At 61.8% G+C, this 16,653-nt stretch carries 12 protein-coding genes; 10 read left to right on the forward strand and 2 right to left on the reverse strand.

Going from position 1 to position 16,653, the window contains the following annotated elements:
• Nucleotides 1-37 precede the first annotated feature (37 nt).
• A complete protein-coding gene (gene asnB, locus JZY06_RS00235; protein ID WP_207117482.1) occupies nucleotides 38-1,960 on the reverse strand; it encodes an asparagine synthase (glutamine-hydrolyzing) in 1,923 nt (640 codons plus the stop codon).
• 890 nt (nucleotides 1,961-2,850) lie between these two features.
• Here asnB and ctaC point away from each other — a divergent pair.
• The 6 genes from ctaC to qcrB all read left to right on the forward strand — a co-directional run bounded on the left by ctaC (nucleotide 2,851) and on the right by qcrB (nucleotide 10,120).
• The gene (gene ctaC, locus JZY06_RS00240; RefSeq protein ID WP_377768991.1) at nucleotides 2,851-4,002 is read left to right on the forward strand and encodes an aa3-type cytochrome oxidase subunit II; all 1,152 of its coding nucleotides are present in this window, start codon (nucleotides 2,851-2,853) and stop codon (nucleotides 4,000-4,002) included.
• Between the two features lie 18 nt (nucleotides 4,003-4,020).
• Entirely contained in the window at nucleotides 4,021-4,452 is a 432-nt protein-coding gene (gene ctaF / locus JZY06_RS00245) for an aa3-type cytochrome oxidase subunit IV (RefSeq protein ID WP_207117484.1), read from the forward strand.
• A 1,161-nt stretch (nucleotides 4,453-5,613) separates the two neighbouring features.
• Nucleotides 5,614-6,228, forward strand: a complete 615-nt coding sequence (ctaE, locus tag JZY06_RS00250) for an aa3-type cytochrome oxidase subunit III (RefSeq protein ID WP_207117485.1) — start codon at nucleotides 5,614-5,616, stop codon at nucleotides 6,226-6,228.
• Nucleotides 6,229-6,411: 183 nt separating this feature from the next.
• On the forward strand, nucleotides 6,412-7,296 hold the full coding sequence (qcrC, locus tag JZY06_RS00255; protein ID WP_207117486.1) for a cytochrome bc1 complex diheme cytochrome c subunit: 885 nt from the start codon (nucleotides 6,412-6,414) through the stop codon (nucleotides 7,294-7,296).
• The gene (gene qcrA / locus JZY06_RS00260; RefSeq protein ID WP_207117487.1) at nucleotides 7,293-8,501 is read left to right on the forward strand and encodes a cytochrome bc1 complex Rieske iron-sulfur subunit; all 1,209 of its coding nucleotides are present in this window, start codon (nucleotides 7,293-7,295) and stop codon (nucleotides 8,499-8,501) included. The genes qcrC and qcrA overlap by 4 nt, the downstream gene beginning before the upstream one ends.
• On the forward strand, nucleotides 8,498-10,120 hold the full coding sequence (qcrB, locus tag JZY06_RS00265) for a cytochrome bc1 complex cytochrome b subunit (RefSeq protein WP_207117488.1): 1,623 nt from the start codon (nucleotides 8,498-8,500) through the stop codon (nucleotides 10,118-10,120). Before qcrA ends, qcrB begins: the two co-directional genes overlap by 4 nt.
• Before the next feature lie 643 nt (nucleotides 10,121-10,763).
• Here the strand turns inward: qcrB and JZY06_RS00270 are convergent.
• On the reverse strand, nucleotides 10,764-11,057 hold the full coding sequence (locus JZY06_RS00270; protein WP_207117489.1) for a hypothetical protein: 294 nt from the start codon (nucleotides 11,055-11,057) through the stop codon (nucleotides 10,764-10,766).
• A 934-nt stretch (nucleotides 11,058-11,991) separates the two neighbouring features.
• On the opposite strand from JZY06_RS00270, the gene JZY06_RS00275 reads away from it, so the two are divergent.
• The 4 genes from JZY06_RS00275 (at nucleotide 11,992) to JZY06_RS00290 (ending at nucleotide 16,618) form a co-directional block, all read left to right on the forward strand.
• Entirely contained in the window at nucleotides 11,992-12,612 is a 621-nt protein-coding gene (locus tag JZY06_RS00275; protein WP_207117490.1) for a C40 family peptidase, read from the forward strand.
• A gap of 500 nt (nucleotides 12,613-13,112) precedes the next feature.
• Complete coding sequence (locus JZY06_RS12510; protein ID WP_207117491.1) at nucleotides 13,113-14,183, forward strand: C40 family peptidase; 1,071 nt, start codon at nucleotides 13,113-13,115, stop codon at nucleotides 14,181-14,183.
• A gap of 47 nt (nucleotides 14,184-14,230) precedes the next feature.
• The gene (locus JZY06_RS00285; RefSeq protein WP_207117492.1) at nucleotides 14,231-15,400 is read left to right on the forward strand and encodes a glycosyltransferase family 4 protein; all 1,170 of its coding nucleotides are present in this window, start codon (nucleotides 14,231-14,233) and stop codon (nucleotides 15,398-15,400) included.
• A 231-nt stretch (nucleotides 15,401-15,631) separates the two neighbouring features.
• Entirely contained in the window at nucleotides 15,632-16,618 is a 987-nt protein-coding gene (locus tag JZY06_RS00290; protein WP_330616984.1) for an ROK family protein, read from the forward strand.
• Nucleotides 16,619-16,653 lie beyond the last annotated feature (35 nt).

Below are 16,653 nucleotides of genomic sequence, written 5' to 3' on the forward strand. Positions count from 1 at the left end.
CCTCCGGCTCCACCGGGACGGGTGGGCCGGGATAGCGCTACAACTCCACGGGGTAGTCGCGCTGCTCGATTCGGGGGTCGATGCGCTGTTCGACGAAAATTCCGTGCCAGACCATGAAGGTGAGCACCGTCCACAACCGGCGGGAATGATCTGTTTCCCCGCGGCGGTGTTCGGCCAGCATCTCCAGGCAGGCTTTCTTGTCGATCAGGTCATCGGCTTGCGAATCACGGATGACGTCCTGCGCCCAGCCGTGCAGCTCGTCGCCTTTGAGCCAGTGTTTCATCGGCACCGGGAACCCCAGCTTCTTCCGGTGCAGGACGTGGGCCGGAACAATCTGTTCCATGGCTTTGCGCAGCGCGTACTTGGTGGTGCCGTGGGCGATTTTCTCGTTGTAGGGAATATGCTCGGCGACCGCGAAGACTTCCTTGTCGAGGAAGGGAACCCGCAGCTCCAGCGAATTGGCCATGGTGATTTTGTCCGCCTTGACCAGAATGTCGCCGCGCAGCCAGGTGAACAAATCAAGATGCTGCATGCGGGCAACCGGATCCATCTCCTGCGACCTGGCGTAGATGGGGGCGGTGACATCGGTGTGGTTCCACTCCGGCCGGGCGGCGGGCATCACCCGTTTAAGCTGCTCAAAATTGAAGGAACGCGCATTGCCGTAGTAGCGCTCCTCCATCGGCATGGTGCCCCGGTCAATCAATGACTTGCCCTTGACCCCGTCGGGCAGCAGGGCACCGATGCGGCGCAGACCCTTTTTCAGGGGGGACGGGATTTTCTCGAAGGGGGCCAGACTCAGCGGCTCCCGGTAGATGGTGTACCCGCCGAACAATTCGTCGGCGCCTTCCCCGGACAACACCACCTTGACGTGTTTGCGGGCTTCGGCGGCCACGAAGTACAGCGGGACCAGTGACGGGTCAGCCACCGGATCATCCAGGTACCACATAATCTTCGGAATCGCGTCGGCGTATTCCTCCGGGGAGACGACCTTGACAATATGTTCCGCACCAATGGCTGCGGCCGATTCCGCTGCCACATCGATCTCCGAATAGCCCTCCCGCTCAAAGCCGGTGGTGAAGGTCAACAGATTCGGGTTGTGGCGTTTGGCCAGGGCGGCAATGGCCGTCGAATCAATGCCACCGGACAAAAAGGAACCGACCGTGACATCGGCGCGCATGTGCTTGGCCACGGAATCCTCCATGGCCGCCGCGATCCGGTCGTAGAGATCCTGCTGCTCATCGACCGGCACCGGAACGGTTTCGAACTTCGGCTCGAAGTAGCGGGTGATCTCCAGCTGTCCGCCGGGACGCACCGTGGCGGTGCAGCCAGACTCCAGACGGCGGATACCGCAGTGCAACGTTTCCGGCTCCGGAACATACTGCAGGTCAATGTAGTGCTCGAGGGCGCGGACATCTATTTCTTTGTCCAGCCCGATTGTCTCGGCCATGGAAAGAATCGACTTTTTCTCGCTGGCGAACACGGTCCCGTCCGGGGTGGTGGCGTAAAAAAGCGGTTTGATGCCGAAACGGTCGCGGGCCATGAAAAGCCGGCGCTCGCGGGTGTCCCAGATGGCCACGGCAAACATGCCGCGCAGCTTCTCAACAATCGCGGCGCCGAAATGGTGGTAGCCGACAATGATCGGCTCGCCGTCACCGGTGGTGGTGAACTGGTACCCGAGTTCCTCGAGTTCTTCCCGCAGCTCCACATAGTTGTAGATCTCGCCGTTGAACGTCATCACGTAACGGTCCGCCTGGCCTTCCGGCCCCCAGCTCAACGGCTGGTGGGAATGGGCGATATCAATGATCGACAGGCGGTTGAAACCGAATACGGCGGTCTCGTCGTGCCAGGTACCCGAATCATCCGGACCGCGGTGTCTCATACAGGGCAGAGCCTGTTCAATGGCGGGAACAAACCGCTGTGCATCGTCATGGGCACACAGCATTCCGAGTAGACCACACATGGTTTTCGGACAACCTTCCTCCCGGCCGCACCGCGGGGCGTTGTGGTTAAAAGCAACACCACCTTCGCTGTCAACGACAACAACAAGACAGGTGGGTGCGCCACACAATCCCGCGGTGCCCTCAGCCGTCGGCAACAATAAACGTCAGGGGCTAACTGGTGCAGCACCGGTGTGCTGACCAACGGAGTGTCAGCCTACCGCCTGCTCCCCGGGGCATCGGTCAGCGGCGTCCCGCCGGCGTTTGGTGCAGGCCCAAACACCATCCCCGTCACCAGTGAGCAGATCCGCCGTTGCCCGGCTGCGGACAGGGCGGCACACCACGACTGACGTATCCGGGAACTATTCCCGGATTTTCCGCGACAGCGGCTAAAACAGCAGGTGGGGAGCGTGCCGTCAGCTTCCGCATGTGCCGGGGGTGGGGCGCATCCCCCCAAAAGGGCGGTCGGGGAAGCGAAAAGTGGCAAAGCGCACATTTTGGATGCGGCTCCGAAATTGAAAGTTATCGCCCCGACACGTGTGATAGGACTTTCCGTTATTGTGCGCCCCATGAAAACACCGTGCACACTGCCCCGATTCGGGCGGGGGTGAACTGGTACCGGGTCCGGAAGCATCACCCGACGGAGTCGTTGCCCCTGCAGTATCCGCCCACATGGGGGCAAACCTATGGTTGATATGTCGGAAAATCGCAGATGCGGGGGAACTTGCGCATTGGTTCGCGTGCATGTCAATGAGATAAAATCCTCATTGGTTTATCAGGGACCGCGGGTTCACCCGTATCTATGGCGCGAAAACATGCTGGCTCACCCGCTATGTGCTGTAGCGTCATGATTCAAGGAAAACCCGAAGACCATACGAAACTTAATGAAGTGTGGACAGGAAGGCAGACACACGTGCAACACCGCATTTTCACGGGCTTCAAGCGCAAGGCCGCCGGTCTCGGTGGCCTGGCTCTCGCAGCCCTGACGCTCACCGGTTGTGACGTCAAGGGTCCGGGCTGGGCTATTTTCCAGCTTGGCTGGCCCGACGGCATCACCCCTGAGGCCCACGCCATGGAGAATTTCTGGGAATGGGTCTGGGTCGCAGCGTGGACCATCGGCATCATTATGTGGGGCCTGATGATCTACTCGATCTTCTTCTTCTCCGCCAAGAAGGCGGCCAAGCAGGGCAAAGATCCCATCCCGAAGCAGCTGCAGTACAACATTCCGCTGGAATTGGTCTTAACCACCGTCCCGGTTGTCATCGTGATGGTTCTGTTCTTCTTCACAGTGCAGACACAGGACCGGGTGGATGCCCTCGACAAGGATCCGCAGGTCCATGTTGACGTCACCGCCTACCAGTGGAACTGGAAGTTCGGTTACGGCTGGGTCAAGGGCTTCGGTCTTCCGGTCACCAACAGCGAGAAGGGCTACTGGGACGGCACCGACGAGGACCGCCAGAAAGCTGCCGAAGCGTCGGTCGTCGACGAGGTCTACCGCGCGAAGATGGCCAAGTACGCCCACGAAGAAGGCGACCTGATCGAGGACGGCCCGATTCACGGCAAGTCGAAGTCGGACATCTCCTTCCTCCACTTCGACAAGATCGAGACCCTCGGCACCTCCGAAGAGGTTCCGGTTCTCGTCGTCCCGACCGACACCGCCATCGAGTTTGATCTCGCCTCGGCTGACGTCAACCACTCATTCTGGGTTCCGGAGTTCCTGTTCAAGCGGGATGCCTACCCGCACCCGGAAGCCAACCACTCCCAGCGTCGCTTCCAGATCACCAAGATCGAGCGGGAAGGCGCTTTCGTTGGCCGCTGCGCCGAGATGTGCGGTACCTACCACGCCATGATGAACTTCGAGGTTCGAGCTGTCAGCCCCGAAAAGTTCGAAAAGTACATCACCTACCGCGCAGAGAACCCGAAGGCTCCGAACTCTGAAGCCCTGAAGTTCATTGGCGAAGCCCCCTACGCCACCTCCACCTCCCCGTTCCTGACCGACCGCACCGGCACCCGTTCCATCGAGTCGGATGGCAACACGGTCGACCTGAACAAGACTGCACAGTAAGCAGGGAAGGAAAACACAATGAAATCTACGGCCAAGATCTTTTATGGTCTGACAGTCTTCCTGTTCATCTGCACGGTCGTCTACATCATCGGAACGATCTACGTTGAGGATGCGGGCTACATTCACGGTCTTGAATGGGCCGGCACCACCGGCCTGGTGCTTGCCATGGGACTGACTGCCATGCTCGGCAGCTACTTCCACCTGACCGAGCGTCGCATGGATATCCTTCCGCAGGACTGGGAAGAGGCCGAGGTCGCCGATAATGCCGGTCTTTACGGTTTCTTCGGGCCGTCATCCATCTGGCCCTTCGCCATGTCGATGGCCATCGCCCTGATGGGTATTGCCATCGCGTTCATGATGTACTGGCTGCTGATTATGGGTGCAGTGATGCTGATCTTCTTCGGCACCATGCTCAACCTGCAGTACGGCCTTCCGCGCGAGAAGCACTAGGCCGCGAATGTAGCGTCTGCCGCAGCCGGAAAGCTCGGGCGGTCAACACACCGTCCCGGAAAAACAGCCCCCAGCTGCCACACTTCCTGAACACAACCCCGCACTGTTGTCCTTCTCGGACAACAGGTGCGGGGTTGTCGTGTATTTCAGTGTCTCCGAAAGCTACCGAAGCCGATGAGAAGACTTTCATCTGGCGCTCAGGGAGATTTGATTTTCTCACCGACGGTCACCCTGGTTGTTTCACGGACCCGGCGGGCCGGTCACCCCGCATTTGGCAGATGGACAGACCACACACTTGTTGTCCGGGTAGTGGAAACGGCGAAGTATTTCCCACAGTGGCAAAACGGATACCGTCGAGTGGAAAATGCCTACAGACCCGGACACAACGTGTGAGTTCCGGTGGTCCTGATCGGGGGAGAGTCAGGGGCGTGTCAAAAAATTCGGGAAGGAGCGGGAACCGTCACATGTGACGAATGGGCGATGTGCGGGAGCCGGAGTCCCGTGTGCTGAAAAGTGCGGTGCCGACCCGGCCGCCGGGCTTGGGCGTTGCTCCCCGAGCGGGGTGCCTGGTTGCGGCGAAGTCTCCGGGCTGTGCCACCACCGTGTCATTTCAGGCTGTCACCCGTTGCGCCCGCGGATTGCCTGTACACGACAATTTCGCGGAGATCACCGGCAGTGGGCAACGGTTGTGTCCGGGTGGGGGAGGGGAGAAGGGTGTGTGCGTCAGCTGACACAGTCGCGAGGTTGTGGGAGCGGGTTCTGCACCGGGTTCGGTGGCCCGGCCGGAGTAAGGGGAAAAGTGTCCCGGTGGGGAAAATCCCCTGAAAAATAGGGTCAAACTAAAGTTGGAAACTGCCCTTGTGGGGGGTTTGGAAAATGTGAGATAACTCTCATGGAAAAACCGAGACGCGCCGGTGTCAGGTTCATTTTTGGCGGGGGTGGTAAGCGCTATTTTCCACACCCCGGCAGCGGGGGGAGGAGCCGGGGTGTGCGACCAGCGGAAACAGCCCGTCGTTTGGCGGGAGCAAAAAGTTCCGAGAAAGTTCAAAATTTTTTTGCGCAACTGACACAGCCCTCGGCGCGCAAATCCTTAGACGGACATCAAAAAAGTGTGGGGGGCTTGAGATGACTCAGGTGCTTTGAGCCGCCATACTGATAGACGTGACGAGCGCAGTTGGAAACACAGGTATGGCAGCACCACAGCGTGTTGCGGCACTGAACCGTCCGAACATGGTCAGTGTCGGAACCGTTGTGTTCCTGTCTCAAGAGTTAATGTTCTTCGCTGGTTTGTTCGCGATGTACTTTGTGTCGCGTGCGAACGGCCAGGGAGGAAGCTGGGAGCATGGCGCGGATCATCTCAATTTTCCGTACGCCCTTTTCTTCACGATCATTCTGATCTCGAGCTCCTTTACAGCACAGTTCGGCGTTTTCGCAGCAGAACGTGGTGACGTCTTCGGTCTCCGCCGCTGGTACGCACTGTCGGCCCTTCTGGGCCTGGTGTTTTTGTGCGGTCAGATCGGTGAGTACACCGAGTTGGTGCTCGAAGGCATGACGATCCAGAACTCCGTTTACGGGTCGGCATTCTTCATCACCACCGGATTCCACGCGGCCCACGTCCTCGCGGGCGTTCTGGCCTTTGTGATTGTTCTGCTCCGTGTGACGTTCGCGAAGTTCACGCCCGCCCAGGCGACAGCGGCAATGGTGGTGTCCTACTACTGGCACTTCGTTGACCTTGTCTGGATCGGCCTGTTCATCACGATCTACTTCATCCGATAACGCCCCAGGGGCTTTCATAAGCAGATGTTCCACTAGACGTCTCATCCGCCGCCGGGTAGCCGTTTCCCTGACATTCAGGGGAGCGCAGCCGGTAGGGGCACCGTTTTCACTCAGCGGTGCAGGCGGTGGGGCGGAACTCTGACGCGACAAAACCCCGATTTTCCGATCCACGTTTTAAGGGAAATGATGGAAACCAACCCACAGACGACCGGGCAGGCGAAGGCCGCCCGCAAGGTGAGAAGGAACAAGAAGGTGAAGCGCACCCTTGGTGGTGCTCTCGCTCTCACGTTCGGTCTCACCGGCGCGGGCCTTCTGGCCAATGCTCTGACACCGGATGTTCAAGAAGCGACAGCTCAGCAGAGCCAGGCGGCCCTCGCCGCCGAAGGCAAGCAGCTCTACGACGTCGCCTGCGTGACCTGCCACGGGCAGAACCTGCAGGGCGTCAAAGACCGCGGTCCTTCACTGATCGGTGTCGGCGAAGGTGCCGTGTACTTCCAGGTGCACTCCGGCCGTATGCCGATGCTGCGTAACGAAGCACAGGCTGTCCGCAAGACCCCGCGGTACACCGAGCAGCAGACGCTCGCTCTGGCCGCATACATCAACTCCGCCGGCGGCGGTCCCGGTCTGGTCCGTCACAAAGACGGTGTTTTGGCCATGGAGGACCTCCGCGGCGCCAACTGGTCAGAAGCAGATGGCATTGATCCGGCTGACGTTGCCCGCGGTGGCGACTTGTTCCGCCTGAACTGTGCCTCCTGCCACAACTTCACCGGTAAGGGCGGCGCGCTGTCCTCCGGTAAGTTCGCTCCGCCGCTGGCTCCCGCCAACGAGCAGGAGATTTACCAGGCCATGCTCACCGGTCCGCAGAACATGCCGAAGTTCTCCGACCGGCAGCTGTCCCCGGACGAGAAGAAGGACATCATCGCCTTCATCAAGTCCTCGCAGTACACCCCTAACCCCGGCGGTTACGGCCTGGGCGGTATTGGCCCGGTTACTGAAGGCATGTTCATGTGGCTGGTCGGCATCTCGATTCTGATCGCCGCCGCACTGTGGATTGGATCGAAGTCATGAGCCACGACGAGAAAAAGAAGTACACGACCGCTGAACTCGATGCGATGAGCAACGAGGAGCTGGCGCGCCTGGGCACCGAACTTGACGGTGTCACGGTGGCGTTCCGCAAGGAGCGCTTCCCCATTCCGAATGATCCGGCCGAAAAACGCGCCGCGGTGATGGTGGGTATCTACCTCACCCTGGGTGTGGTGCTGGCCCTGGCTTTCATCCTCGTCTACCTGTTCTGGCCCTGGGAGTACAAGTACCTCGGCCAAGAGGGTCTGTGGATGTACAGCCTCTACACGCCGATGCTGGGTCTGACAATCGGTTTGTCGATCATTTTCCTCGGTATCGGCATGGTCAACTACGTCAAGCGTTTCATCCCGCAGGAAATTTCGGTGCAGAAACGCCACGACGGCCCCTCCGACGAGGTTGACCGCCGCACCCTGGTGGCCCTGCTGGACGATTCCTGGAACACCTCCATGATCGGCCGACGCAAGGTCATCAAGGGACTGGCCGCCACCGGCGCAGCCCTGGCCGGCCTGTCGATCATTCTGCCGCTTGGCGGCATGATCAAAAACCCGTGGAAAGCCGGTAAGCTCGGCGTGCAGGGTGACGGCACCCTGTGGACCTCGGGTTGGACCCTGCATGAGGAAGGCGTCAAGCTTTACCTCGGCCGCGACACCGGCAATATGGCCCAAGAACACCACGGCCACTTCACCACCCAGGGCATTTCCCGCCTGGTGCGCATGCGCCCGGGCGATCTGGACGCCGCCGGTATGGAGACCGTCTTCCCGTTGCCGGAGGACATGGTCAACGACGGCGACCTGTACAACCCGAATGCGGATGTCTATGAAGAGCACATGCACTCCATTCACGGCCCCCGCAACGCCGTGATGCTGATCAGGCTGCGTTCCGCGGACGCCGCCAAGGTCATCGAGCGCAAGGGGCAGGAAGACTTCCACTACGGCGACTACTACGCCTACTCGAAGATCTGCACCCACATCGGTTGTCCGACATCGCTGTACGAGGCGCAGGAAAACCGCATTCTGTGCCCGTGCCACCAGTCGCAGTTCAACGTGCTCGAGTTCTGTAAGCCCATGTTCGGCCCCGCTGCCCGCGCTCTGCCGCAGCTGCCGATCACCGTCGACGAAGAGGGCTACCTCATCGCCGCCGGAAACTTCATCGAGCCGGTTGGCCCGGCCTTCTGGGAGCGTAAGTCATGAGCAACAAAGCCGCGAAAATAGGAAATAACCTCGACTCACGTCTGCACGTCGCGGGATTGGTCCGGCCGAACATCAACAAGGTGTTCCCCAGCCACTGGTCCTTCCTGCTCGGCGAGATCGCGCTCTACAGCTTTGTGGTGCTGCTTCTGACCGGCGTGTACTTGACACTGTTCTTCGACCCGTCGATCACCAAGGTGATCTACGACGGCGCTTACGCACCGCTGCGCGGTGTGGAAATGTCGCGCGCATACAAGACAGCCCTCGACCTTTCCTTCGAGGTCCGCGGTGGCCTGTTCATCAGGCAGATGCACCACTGGGCCGCCCTGCTGTTCGCCTTCTCGATCATCGCCCACATGGTCCGTATCTTCTTCACCGGTGCGTTCCGCCGCCCGCGTGAAGCCAACTGGATCATCGGCTGCATCCTGCTGCTGCTGAGTGTCGCCGAAGGTTTCTTCGGTTACTCCCTGCCGGACGACCTGCTCTCCGGTGTTGGTCTCCGCATCATGTCCGCGATCATCCTGTCCCTGCCGATCATCGGCACCTGGATGCACTGGGCCATGTTCGGCGGCGACTTCCCGTCGGACATCATGCTCAACCGTTTCTACATCGCGCACGTGCTGCTGATCCCGGGCATCATCCTCGCCCTGATCGCCATGCACCTGGCGTTGGTGTGGTTCCAGAAGCACACCCAGTGGCCCGGTCCCGGACGCACCGAAAACAATGTTGTCGGTATCCGCATTCTGCCGGTGTTCGCCGTCAAGTCCATCGCCTTCGGTGCCCTGACCATGGGCATGCTGGCCCTGTTTGCCGGTGTCACCCAGATCAACGCCATCTGGAACCTCGGCCCCTACAACCCGGCCCAGGTGTCCGCCGGTTCGCAGCCCGATATGTACATGCTGTGGACAGACGGTGCCGCCCGTGTCATGCCGGCCTGGGAGCTCTACCTCGGCAACTACACCATCCCGGCCGTGTTCTGGGTCGCCATCATGCTCGGCATCGTGGTTGTCCTGCTGTTCGCCTACCCCTTCATCGAGAAGAAGATGACCGGCGACGACGAGCACCACAACCTGCTGCAGCGCCCGCGTGACGTTCCGGTCCGCACCAGCCTCGGTGTCATGGCACTCGCCTTCTACTCGCTGCTCACCCTCTCCGGTGGCAACGACCTGTTTGCGATGCACTTCGACATCTCGCTCAACGCCATGACCTGGGTGGGTCGTATCGGGTTGATCATCGTCCCGCCGGCCGCCTACTGGATCACCTACAAGATCTGTCTCGGCCTGCAGCGCAGCGACCGCGACGTGTTGGAACACGGTGTCGAAACCGGGCATATCATCCAGACCCCGGAGGGTGCTTTCCTCGAAATCCACCAACCGCTCGGCCCGGTGGACGAGCACGGCCACCCGATTCCGCTGGAGTACGCCGGCGCCAAGGTTCCGAAGCAGATGAACGAGCTCGGTTTCTCCGGCCACGGTGCCCGCGGTGCCTGGCTGAAATCCGATCCGGCGGACATTGTCGAACAGGCCCGCCGCATCGAAGAAGAAAACCACGAGGAAGAGCTTCGGATGCTCCGCGAACTCCAGGAACACAACAAGGCCCTGGACGCCGCGAAAGAGCGCTGACGGTTCCGGACCAGCCGAAGGCCACCACCGACACGGTCGGCGCGCAGCCACCGTGGGTGGCCCCAGGCCCGGGATGAAGCCTCGAGGGACCCGACGATCCCTTTAGTTTGGGTCCGAAAAACCAACTGCACGAACACACAAAGCCCCGCACCTCTGCTGATGCAGACGGTAGCGGGGCTTTGTGGCGTCCCGGCCACGGTGAGCGGCGGTACCCACGGGGCAGGCGAAGCGGAACATTGATGGCGGGTTCTGAAAAAAACAACCGAGCAGCGGCACCGAGGCGTCAAGCCGGCGGACATAGGCAAGCGGGCACACCCGGGGGCCAGAAAGCACCGCGGGTACCCGGTACACCGCCGGGGCCTGTCATCTCTGTCAGGCGCCGTTGACCGGGCCGGGCCAGGGGAGTGGCTCCTGCTCCAAGTCCCCACGGCCCCAGCGCCGCTGACAGCGGCGCTGGGGCCGGTGCTGGTCGATGTGCGCCGGATAAAGGGTGTGCCGCGATTCGGGCCACGGCCGATCCGCAGTGTCTGAAACGACATGCAGCACAAGCGCCCCGCAACCGATCCGGAGTGTTGTCTCCGGGTCGACGTTGCGGGGCGCGCAAACGTGGGTGGGATAAAACGATGAGGCTCGCGGGCGGGAACTACCTGGCGGGGGTGATGCCCGGAATGGCGAGGGTGCCTTCTTTGACCATGTCGCCGATGGTGACGATGGCTCCGATTAAGACAATGAATACGCCGGCAAGAATAAGGGGCTTCTCATAGCCGCCGGCACTTCCCTCATCCTCGTGGGGTGCGGCGTTGTGGGTGTCGGTGTTTTCGGCGGCGACCCGGACCGCGGTGGCAGGGACCTCATCGGCGACGGCGACGGTGGCGGAACCCCCTATCAGGCTGACCGTGGTGGCAAGAGCGAGCGTGGTGTTACGAATGGTACGCATGCGGCCAGGATAGACCAATGCAGGACAGGGTGCAGGAGCGTCCGGGGCCGGGTGGTGGTCTCTGGTGCTTGGTGGCCCTTGGACGACAGTGGTGGTTTCCCGTCCTGTCGCGGGTTCGACTGCGCATGCCGCGTACCGGACCCGGGGACCCTGGGCACTGTGTGAATCCATGGCGCGGGTGGGGTGCGACCGAAAATAAGGGCTTTGTATCAGGATTCTTATATATAAAGGAATGGCTCTCAGGCGGGGCGGGGTGCAGCGCTCCGGCGCTGCCGGGTACAACACGGTGTTGGGCACCGACTGGCGCCAATCACTTCAATCACACCCATCACGGCTTTCCACAGCAGTAACGTGCAGTTTTTGCCGGACAGTGCGCCTGGAGCCGGGTAGTGGGACGCCAAACCGTCCCAATCGACAAGTTGTGTCCAGTATCACACCTGGGTGTTCGCTGAGTTTTCCCGGTAGTCACCAAGCCGAGATGCGTTCGTTATCGGCGGGCGTCGCTAGGGTGGTGAAGTGGCAGGTGAGCGTGCAGGTTTTGGGTGCGGGCGGGATCGTTCGGCACGGAGGGGGTGCGGTGTTTCCTGAGAAGGTGACCGCTCGATCGCGGAAAAATAACGGTAAGGTTACAGTCGTGTCCGGGGCGGTTCGATGGACAACGGCGCCAAGGTTTCGTAACCTGATCGAGACATTGCGAATGGCACAGCGTTTGGTGTGCCTTCAACTATGACGATCGCCGGAAGTGCTGCCGCTTGAAAAGTGGAAGTCGCACCGGGTCGGCCGGAAACGGCACGGCCGTAATACGGGTGCGGCGGCGAACATCGCGAAAAAGATCCCGTCCGGAAAAGTTCCGGGCAGCCGGTTCATCGGCAGGGGGTGCGCCGATGTTACAGCACCGCCTTTTTCGGCACAGACGATTTGGAGATTTTCTACCGTGGGTAAACACAGCCGCCGGAGCAACAACGTTGCAAAACGCACCGCTACAGTGTCAGCTCTGTCACTGTCGGCTTCCGCCGCACTGGCTTCCGCCGCACAGGCCGCCGAAGTCCAGGTTCCCAACACGGACATCCGTTTTGAGGTCCAGGGTCTGGAAAACGTGCCGAACATCGGTGCCGTTCCCGGTATCGCCGAGTGGGTTCCCTCCCTGGCCGGCCAGGCCTCGGATGCCAACTACTCCGCTTTCGCGGAAATCCCGGTGCGCAACCTTCCGGCCGAGGGGCAGCGCATTGTCGATGTCGCCGCCACCAAAATCGGCGCCCCCTACCAGTGGGGTGCCACCGGCCCGAACGCCTTCGACTGCTCGGGGTTGACCAGCTGGGCCTACGCACAGGTCGGCAAGCACATTCCCCGCACCTCGTATGCCCAGGCTGCGCAGGGAATCCCGGTTGCCTACCAGGACCTGCAGGCCGGTGACATCATCGCTTTCTACGCCGGTGCCTCCCATGTCGGCATCTACACCGGACACGGCACCGTCATCAACGCCGTCGACTACGGCACCCCGCTCAGCGAAACCCCGCTGGCACGCATGCCCTTCCATTCGGCGGTGCGCTTCTAGTCGGCGCCGTCGTCCACCTGCTTTTCCATCCCCGGAAAAAAAATGCGGCAGTTGTGTCAACAACGCCCCATTTTTCCGGGGATGTCTTGTGTGGCGGTCACCGGCGCGCGGGCAGGTGTCAGTGGCCGGGACTGTCAGCGGTTGCGTACCACAACGGTTGCACCCCCACCGGGGGCACGTGTGTGGACAACGACCCGTGGTGGTCGGTTGTGCAGCGCTTTTTAACCGGGGCTCAGTGTCGATACGGCACCGTAGTGTCATAAAATAACTGGCGTGGACGATTGTTTCCGTTTTCGTCTTACGGCGGGTGGGGCTGGTTGGGAGCCGGCGCCCCGTCGATCGATTGTGGTGAAGCCACTTACGCCTGCGCCCGGTGCTTGTGGGCCGCGGCCTGATGCCTGTGCTTTTGTCTCCGGTGCTGCCGGGGAAAAGCTCCGGGATCGGTGTGCGGTTACCGGTGGTGCGGTGGGGTGTAAGTCTTCGAAAGGACTGGTGTCCCGGTGAGACTTCCGGATACACGTGCAGTTGTCGCGCGCACCGTGGTGGCGGTGGCTGTTGTTGGTGCGGTGGGGGTTTATCCGCTCTATGCCCCGGATTCCCACGGCGGCTGGGTGCCCACCCCGGTGGCCGCGGCCGACGAAATGGATGATCTGATCGCGCAGCTGGAAAAGATTTCCCGTGACGCGGAAGCGAAAAACGAGGAAGTCATGGGGCTGGAAGAGCAGATCGCCAGCCAGAAAGACGCCATTGAGTCCCTTCAGCGGCAGGCCGCCGCCGCCCGTAAAGCTGCGATGATTGCCCGCGACCGGGAAGAACACGCCAAGCAGACGGTGGGCAAACTGGCGCAGGCGAAATACCGGCAGTCGGGAACCGATCCGATTACCGAGGTGATGAGCGCCGACGGCCCGCAGTCGGCGATTGACCGGTCGGCGTATCTGGCCTCGTTGTCGGCCCGCACAAAATCCGCTGTGCAGGATTTGGGTCAGGCCAGCCGGGAAGCGGCCAAAAAGTCGGATGCCGCTGCCCGCAAGAAAGCGGAAGCCGATTTCGCCGAACGTGCCCTGACACACCGGCGCAACCAGCTGGTCAAGGAAAACGAACAGCTGGCCAAACAGAAACTGGAAGTGACCGAGCGCATCGACAGTCTCAGTATTGAGCAGCGCATGCGCTGGGCGGCACGGATGAATCCGCAGGACTATTCCATCGAAGGACTTCAATCCCAGAACGTCGACGGGCTTAAAGCACTGCAGGCCGCGTTCACGAAACTGGGGGCGCCCTATGTCTGGGGCGCCACCGGCCCCGACGAATTCGACTGCTCCGGGCTGGTGGTCTGGTCCTATTTGCAGACCGGCAAGCGGCTGCCCCGCACCTCCCAGGCGCAGATGCGTGCCGGAACCCCGGTGGAGAAAAAAGACCTGCAGCCCGGTGATGTGATTGGTTTTTACCCCGGTGCCACCCATGTGGGCCTCTATGCCGGCAACGGCATGGTCATCCACGCCTCCGACTACGGCATCCCGCTGCAGGTGGTTCCGTTGGGATCCATGCCCTACTACGGAGCGCGCCGCTACTGACCCGGTCACCGCTGACCTGCACCCGGCACCCGGTAGGGTAATCGGCCATGGGCCATGTTCTAGTCGTCACCAACGATTTTCCGCCGGCCGTGGGCGGCATCCAGTCCTATGTACGGGATTTCGCCGCCACACTGCCGCCGGAAAAAGTGACGGTGCTGGCGTCCTCACAGACCGGCAGCGCCGCCTGTACCGACTATGACCGCACCCTGGACTACGAGGTGGTGCGGATCCCGAAGTACCCGATCCTCCCCACCGCCGGGGTGAAGCGGATGATGCGGGATCTGGTCGTCTCCCATGACATATCGACGGTGTGGTTTGCCGCGGCCGCCCCGTTGGCGCTTCTGGCCCCGGCTGCGACACAGGCCGGTGCCCGCAGCATTGTCGCCTCCACCCACGGGCATGAAACCGGGTGGGCGAAATCCGTCGCCGGACGGGCTGTCCTGCGGCGCATCGGCGCCCACTGCGATACGGTGACCTACATTTCCGACTACACCAAAAATATTCTCAAGCCCGTGATGTCGGCCGGTTCCGGCCCCGACTTCGTGCATCTGCCCTCCGGGGTGGACACCGGGTTTTTCCGCCCCGCCACCGACGACGACATCCGGCGGACAAAAAAACGCTTCGGCTTTGCTCCCACCGACCGGCTGGTGGTGTGTGTGTCCCGCCTGGTGCCGCGCAAGGGACAGGACCAGCTGATCCGGGCCGCGAACCTCCTGGCGGGGAAGTTCCCCGATATGCGGATCGTCATTGTCGGAGAAGGCCCGGATGCCCGGCGGCAGAAAAAGCTGGCGGCCACCTATTTCCCGCCCGCACCGGCCTGTGTCGGGCAGGCCTTCGGGCCGGTGGTGTTTACCGGCAGGCTGGATCTGCCGCAGATGCGTGATCTTCTGGCTGCCGCTGTCATCGCCGCGGTTCCCTGCCGTACCAGATGGGGCGGACTCGACGTTGAGGGCCTGGGCATCGTCTACCTGGAAGCCCAGGCCTGTGGGATACCTGTCATCGCCGGGAATTCCGGCGGAGCACCGGAAACAGTGCTGGAGTCCACCGGTGTGGTCGTTGACGGCCGCAGCACCCGGGCTCTTGCAGCGGCTTTGGACCGGCTGCTGGCCGATCCGGAGACAGCCCGGGACATGGGTGCCGCGGGCCGGGAGCACGTCGAAACGTCCTGGACCTGGGATGTGATGGGCGCGCGGCTGAAAGAACTCCTGCGAATGTGAAAAGCCCGCCGTTTTTCAACCCCGTGACTGTTGGCCCCACAGAAAACCCGGCGGTGATCTGGTCCGGGGCCGGATCACGGTGATTGTCGGTTGGGTCGGCCGCCGGAGGTGCCGGTATAGTCGGGGGGACGTTTTTTGTTTTCCCCAAATTGTTCTGTCCCTCCGCCTGCCCACGGCAACCGGTGGCCGGGCACGACGACAGTTTCTTTTTTGCTTCTTGAAGGGGCAGCGGTGACAGATTCAGCCAGTCCACACAGCGGTACCGGCCGGGTGGCGGTCGGTTTCGATATCGGCGGAACCAACCTGCGGGGTTCGGTTGTCGACATCGACGGCACGGTCATCGACACCGAAAACCTTCCCACCCCGTCTTCGCTGACAGCCATGGACCGGGCGATCGCCCGGATCGTCGACAAGCTGGCCAGCCGCAACAACATCGGGGCCGTCGGTTTGGCGGTTGCCGGTTTCCTGGATCCCTCCTGCAACCGGGTCCGTTTCGCGCCGCACCTGCCGTGGCGCAATGTCGAAGTGAAAACCCGGCTGGAAGATTTGCTCGGCCTGCCGGTGCGCCTGGAACACGACGCGAATGCCGCGGCCTGGGGGGAATACCGTTTCGGCGCGGCCCAGGGAGCGAAAATCTGGACCCTGTTCGCCATCGGCACCGGGATCGGTGGGGCGTTGATGATCAACGGAACCATCTACCGCGGTTCATTTGGCACCGCACCCGAATTCGGCCATGTGACCGTTGTTCCCGAGGGGCGTCCCTGCCCCTGCGGCAAGCGCGGCTGCCTGGAACGCTACTGCTCGGGCACGGCATTGGCGACCACCGCCAAAGAGATCATTGCCTCCGGTGAATTCCCTGTCGGGGATTCCTGTCTGGCCACCAGGCATGCCGCCGATTCGGACACGATCACCGGACGGCTGGTCATGCAGTGCGCCCGCCGCGGCGACCCGGTGGCCCTGGCGGTCTTTGACTCTTTCGCCGGATGGCTGGGCAGTGGATTGAGCCTGGTCGGCGACGTGCTCGATCCGGAGCTGATCGTCATTGGCGGGGGAGTGGCCGCTGCCAGTGACCTCTACTACGACCGGGCGGTGGACGCCTATGCGGCGCAACTGACCGGCTCCGGGCACCGCCCGCTGGCCCGTATCGAAACCACCCGCCTGGGCGGGGACGCCGGAATGATCGGGGTAGCCGATCTGGCCCGTGGCCTGATGGCTTGAGCAATGCCGTCTGTGTACAAACCGTAACCTGAAAA

Source organism: Corynebacterium mendelii (genome assembly GCF_017307055.1).
GTDB lineage: Bacteria > Actinomycetota > Actinomycetes > Mycobacteriales > Mycobacteriaceae > Corynebacterium > Corynebacterium mendelii.